Origin of the sequence: Streptomyces similanensis (assembly GCF_039543625.1) — a bacterium.
Lineage (GTDB): Bacteria > Actinomycetota > Actinomycetes > Streptomycetales > Streptomycetaceae > Streptomyces > Streptomyces similanensis.
The window spans coordinates 1-4,910 of record NZ_BAABKC010000035.1; the positions used below are offsets into that span (position 1 = coordinate 1).

Genomic DNA, 4,910 nt, shown 5'->3' on the forward strand with positions numbered 1-4,910 from the left:
CGACTCCGCCAACAACCCCGACGCCATCCCCACCCACTGCGCCCCCTGCCCCGGAAACACGAACACGACACCGGTGTCACCCTGGGCGGGGGACGGCACGGAGGTGTCCTCGGCGAGGGCCGCGAGGCGCTCCACCGCTTCCGTGCGGGTGCCGGCGACCACGACGCCGCGGTGGTCGAACGGCGTGCGTGCGGTGAGGGAGAGGGCGATGTCGTGCAGCACGGCGTCGGGGCGGCTCTCCAGGAAGGCGGCGAGCTGCCTCGCCTGGGCCCGCAGGGCGTCGGGGGTCTTGCCGGACAGGGGCAGCGGTACGGTGCCGTGCGGCACGGTCCGTTCGGTGGCAGGGCGAGCGGGCTCGGTGGGTGCGGTGGCCTCGGGGTCGGCGGGGTCCGCCGGAGCGGGCTCCGCGGGTGCGGGCCGCGCGGATTCGATGACGACGTGGGCGTTGGTGCCGCTGAGGCCGAAGGAGGACACTCCGGCGCGCCGCGGCGCGTCCCGCTCGGGCCACTCCCGCGCCTCCGTCAGCAACTCCACCCCGCCCGACGACCAGTCCACCTCAGGAGTCGGAGCGTCCACGTGCAACGTCCTCGGCATCACACCGTGCCGCATCGCCTCCACCATCTTGATCACACCCGCCACACCCGCAGCCGCCTGCGCATGACCGATGTTCGACTTCAACGACCCCAGCCACAACGGCGACCCCTCCGCACGCCCACGGCCATACGTGGCCAACAACGCCTGCGCCTCGATCGGATCACCCAACGACGTACCCGTACCATGCGCCTCCACCACATCCACATCCACGGCCGACAACCGGGCGTTCTCCAACGCCTGCCGGATCACACGCTGCTGCGAGGGGCCATTGGGCGCGGTCAGACCATTGGACGCCCCGTCCTGGTTCACCGCGCTGCCCCGCACCACCGCGAGAACCTCACGACCGTTGCGGCGGGCGTCCGACAACCGCTCCAGCAGCAGCACACCCACGCCCTCGGAGAAGCCGGTGCCGTCGGCGCCCGCGGCGAAGGCGCGGCACCGGCCGTCCGGGGAGAGGCCGCGCTGCCGGGAGAACTCGACGAACATTTTGCTGTCGGCCATCACGGCGACGCCGCCCGCCAGGGCCATCTCCGATTCGCCGGTGCGCAGGGACTGCACGGCGAGGTGGATGGCGACCAGCGACGAGGAGCAGGCGGTGTCCACCGTGACCGCCGGGCCCTCCAGGCCGAGGGTGTAGGCGACGCGGCCCGTGGCGAAGCTGCCGGTGCTGCCACGCCCGATGTAGGCCTCCAGGTCCGCGGGGACCTGTCGTACGCGCGGGGCGTAGTCGTGGTGCATGACGCCGGTGTAGCAGCCGATTTTGCGGCCGCGCAGGGAGGCGGGGTCGATGCCGGCGCGTTCGAAGACCTCCCAGGAGGTCTCCAGGAGCAGCCGCTGCTGCGGATCCATCGCCAGCGCCTCGCGCGGGGAGATGCCGAAGAAGGAGGCGTCGAAACCGGCCACGTCGTCGAGGAAGCCGCCCTCACGGACGTAGGACTTGCCCGGTGCGTCGGGGTCCGGGTCGTAGATGCCCGCCAGGTCCCAGCCCCGGTCGGCCGGGAAGGGGGTGATGCCGTCGACGCCGTCGGCCACCAGCCGCCAGAGGTCCTCGGGGGAGGTCACCCCGCCCGGCAGCCGGCAGGCCATACCGACGATGGCGATGGGCTCCCACGCCTTCTCCTCGACCTCGCGCAGCCGGCGGGTGGCCTGACGCGCGGTGGTGACAGCCTTGTTGAGGTATTCGCGGTACTTCTTGTCGTCGGCCACGGGGAAGGTCAGCTCCTTGCGGGAAGTCTTCTGACGACGGGTGGGCAGCGGGGGGACGGCGGCGTCAGGAAGCGGTGAACTCGTTGTCGATGATGTCGAAGACCTCGTCGTCGGAGACCGACTCGAGATCGTCGTCCTCGTCCTGGGCGGTGTTCGGGGACCACTTGGCCAGCAGGACCTGCAAGGCGGCGGTGACCTGGGCGCGGACCGCCTGGTCGTCGGGGACGGCGGCGAGCGCGGTCCTGAGCTTCTCGGCCTCCGCGACCGCCGGGTGCACCGCGGGGCCGCCCTCGAAGGCGAGCGCCTCGTGCAGGTGGGCGGCGAGCACGGCCGGCGCCGCGTGGTCGAACAGGAGGGTGGCGGGCAGGCGCAGGCCGGTCGCCGCGGACAGTTTGTTGCGCAGTTCGACGGCGGTGAGCGAGTCGAAGCCCAGTTCTTGGAAGGCGCGGTCGGGGTGGACGGCGTGTGTGTCCTGATGGCCGAGGATGACGGCGGTCTCCGTGCGCACCAGGTCGAGCAGGGCCTCGGTCCGCGCGGCCTCGTCCAGGTCGGCCAGGCGCCGGCGCAGTGAGCCGGCCGTGGCGAAGTCGGCGCGCCGGGCGCGGGCCTCGGCCGCCGCGATGCGGCGGGCCTCGGGCACGCCCCCCAGGAGTGCGGAGGGCCGGCGAGCGGTGAAGGCCGGGTGGAACCGCTTCCAGTCGATGTGGGCGACGGTGAGGCCGCTCTGGCCTCCCGTCAGGGTCCGGTCCAGGGCGGTCAGCATCAGCTCCGGGCGGATCGCCTCGATGCCCTGGCGGCGCAGTTGCGCGGCCGAGGCGGCGTCGACCATGCCGCCGCCGGACCAGGCGCCCCAGGCGATGGAGGTGGCGGTGCGGCCGCGGCCGCGCCGGCGCCGGGCGAGGGCGTCGAGGTAGGCGTTGCCCGCGGAGTAGGCGCTCTGGCCGCCGCTGCCCCAGACGCCGGCGATGGACGAGAACACGATGAACGCGTCCAGGGGGGTGTCGGCGAGCAGGGCGTCGAGGTGGGCCGCCCCGGCCACCTTGGCCGCTACGACGGCGTGGAAGTCCTCGAGTGTCGTCTCCTCCAGGGTGCCGAAGCCGTTGACGCCGGCGGCGTGCACCACCGCGCGGACCGGGTCGCCGTCGGCCGCCAGTCGCGCCAGGAGCGCGGCGAGGGCCTGCCGGTCGGCGACGTCGACGGCGGCCACGGTGACCCGGGCGCCGGCCTCGGTGAGTTCGGCGGTCAGTTCCGCGGCGCCCGGGCTGTCGTCGCCGCGGCGGCTGACGAGGACCAGGTGTCCGGCGCCGCTCGCGGCCATCCGGCGGGCGACGTGCCCGCCGAGGGCTCCGGTGCCGCCGGTGATCAGCACGGTGCCGGTGGGCTGCCAGGGGGTCTCGTGCGGCTGCGGCCGGTACAGCTCCGTTCGCTCCAGGCGGCGGGCGAGGGTCGTCCCGGCGCGCAGGGCGAGTTGGTCCTCCTGTCCGCTGCCGCCGCCGAGCACGGTGGTGAGCCGGGCGCACGTCGCGTCGTCGAGGGTGGCGGGGAGGTCGATCAGGCCGCCCCAGCGGCCCGGGTGTTCGAGGGCGGCGACCTGTCCGAGACCCCAGAGGGCGGCCTGGTCGGCGCTGTGCACGAGGTCGGTGTCCTGGGTGCTGACCGCGCCCTGGGTGACCAGCCAGAGGGGCGCGTCGATCTCGGTGTCGCCGAGGGCCTGGACGAGGACGACGGTCGCCGCCAGGCCGCCGGTGACTCCGGGGTGGCCGGGGTGCGCGGACTCGTCCAGCGCGAGCAGGGACAGGACGCCCGTGATGGCGTCCAGGTCGGGCACCGTGCCGGTGAGGAGGTCGGCGAGGGCGTCGCGGGCGGTTCCGGCGACCGGCAGCGGGACGACGTCGGCGCCCCGGTCGCGGAGGGCGGTGAGGCATGCGGTGACGGTGCTGTCGTCCGCGTGGCCGGCGGGGACGGCGACCAGCCAGGTGCCGGTGGGCGCTGCCGCCGGGTCCGTGGTCTCGGCCTCGGTCCAGGTCGTGCCGTACACCCAGCCGTCCAGCCGGGAGGAGCCGGTCTCGCGGGCCAGCCGGGCGCCGGAGAGCTGTTCGGGGGTCACCTGGCGGCCGGTGAGACCGTCGACGCGGGCGACGGGGGCGCCCGTCTGGTCGGTCACGGTGACCTGCCAGGTCTCCTCGCCCGCGGGGACGAAGTGCGCCCGCAGCCGGGAGGCGCCCCGGTTCCACAGGGTGATGCCGTTCCAGGAGAAGGGCAGCCGGGGCAGGCCGGTGCCGTAGAGGAGCGGGGCGTGCAGCGAGGCGTCGAGGAGGGCGGGGTGCAGGGAGAAGCGTCCGGCGTCCTCCTGCTGCTGTTCGGGGAGTGCGACCTCGGCGAAGATCTCTCCGTCGCGGGTCCACACGGCGCGCAGTCCTTGGAAGGCGGGACCGTACTCGTAGCCGCGTTCGGCCAGGCCGGCGTACGCGGACGCGGTGTCCACGGGTGCGGGGGTGGCGCCGGCCGGCGGCCAGGCGAGCACGGGCTCGGCGGATTCCAGGTCCTCGGGGACGAGGGTGCCGGCGGCGTGGCGTGTCCAGCCGGGTTCGTCGTCCTCGGGGCGGGAGTGCACGGAGACGGCGCGGCGTCCGGACTCGTCGGGGGCGGCGATCTCGACGCGGACCTGGATGCCGCCCTCCTCGGGGAGGATGAGGGGTGCCTCGATGACGAGTTCTTCCAGGGAGCCGCAGTCGGCCGCGGCGCCGGCGGTGAGGACGAGGTCGACGAAGCCGGTGCCGGGGAGCAGGGCGGTGCCCCAGACGGCGTGATCGGCGAGCCAGGGGTGGGTGCGCAGGGACCAGCGGCCGGTGAAGGCGAGGCCGCCGGTTCCGGGCAGTTCCACGGCGGCGCCGAGGAGGGGGTGTTCGCAGGCGGCGAGGCCGGCGGAGGAGACGTCGCCCTCGGCGCGCCCGGTCTTCAGCCAGTAGCGCTGGTGTTGGAAGGGGTACGTCGGCAGCTCCACCACCCGCGCGGCGGACGCGTCGAACGCCGCCCCCCAATCGACGTCCACACCCCCCGCATACACCTCACCCACCGACCGCAGGAACCGCTCCACACCCCCCTCACCA

Annotated in this window: 2 protein-coding genes; both read right to left on the reverse strand. The window is 74.3% G+C overall.

Annotated features, from left to right (window positions below; genetic code table 11):
- On the reverse strand, window positions 1–1,800 hold a 1,800-nt coding region (locus ABEB07_RS11205), incomplete at its 3' end, for a type I polyketide synthase (protein WP_345668141.1).
- A gap of 64 nt (window positions 1,801–1,864) precedes the next feature.
- The gene (locus tag ABEB07_RS11210; RefSeq protein WP_345668142.1) at window positions 1,865–4,852 is read right to left on the reverse strand and encodes an SDR family NAD(P)-dependent oxidoreductase; all 2,988 of its coding nucleotides are present in this window, start codon (window positions 4,850–4,852) and stop codon (window positions 1,865–1,867) included.
- Window positions 4,853–4,910: the final 58 nt, after the last annotated feature.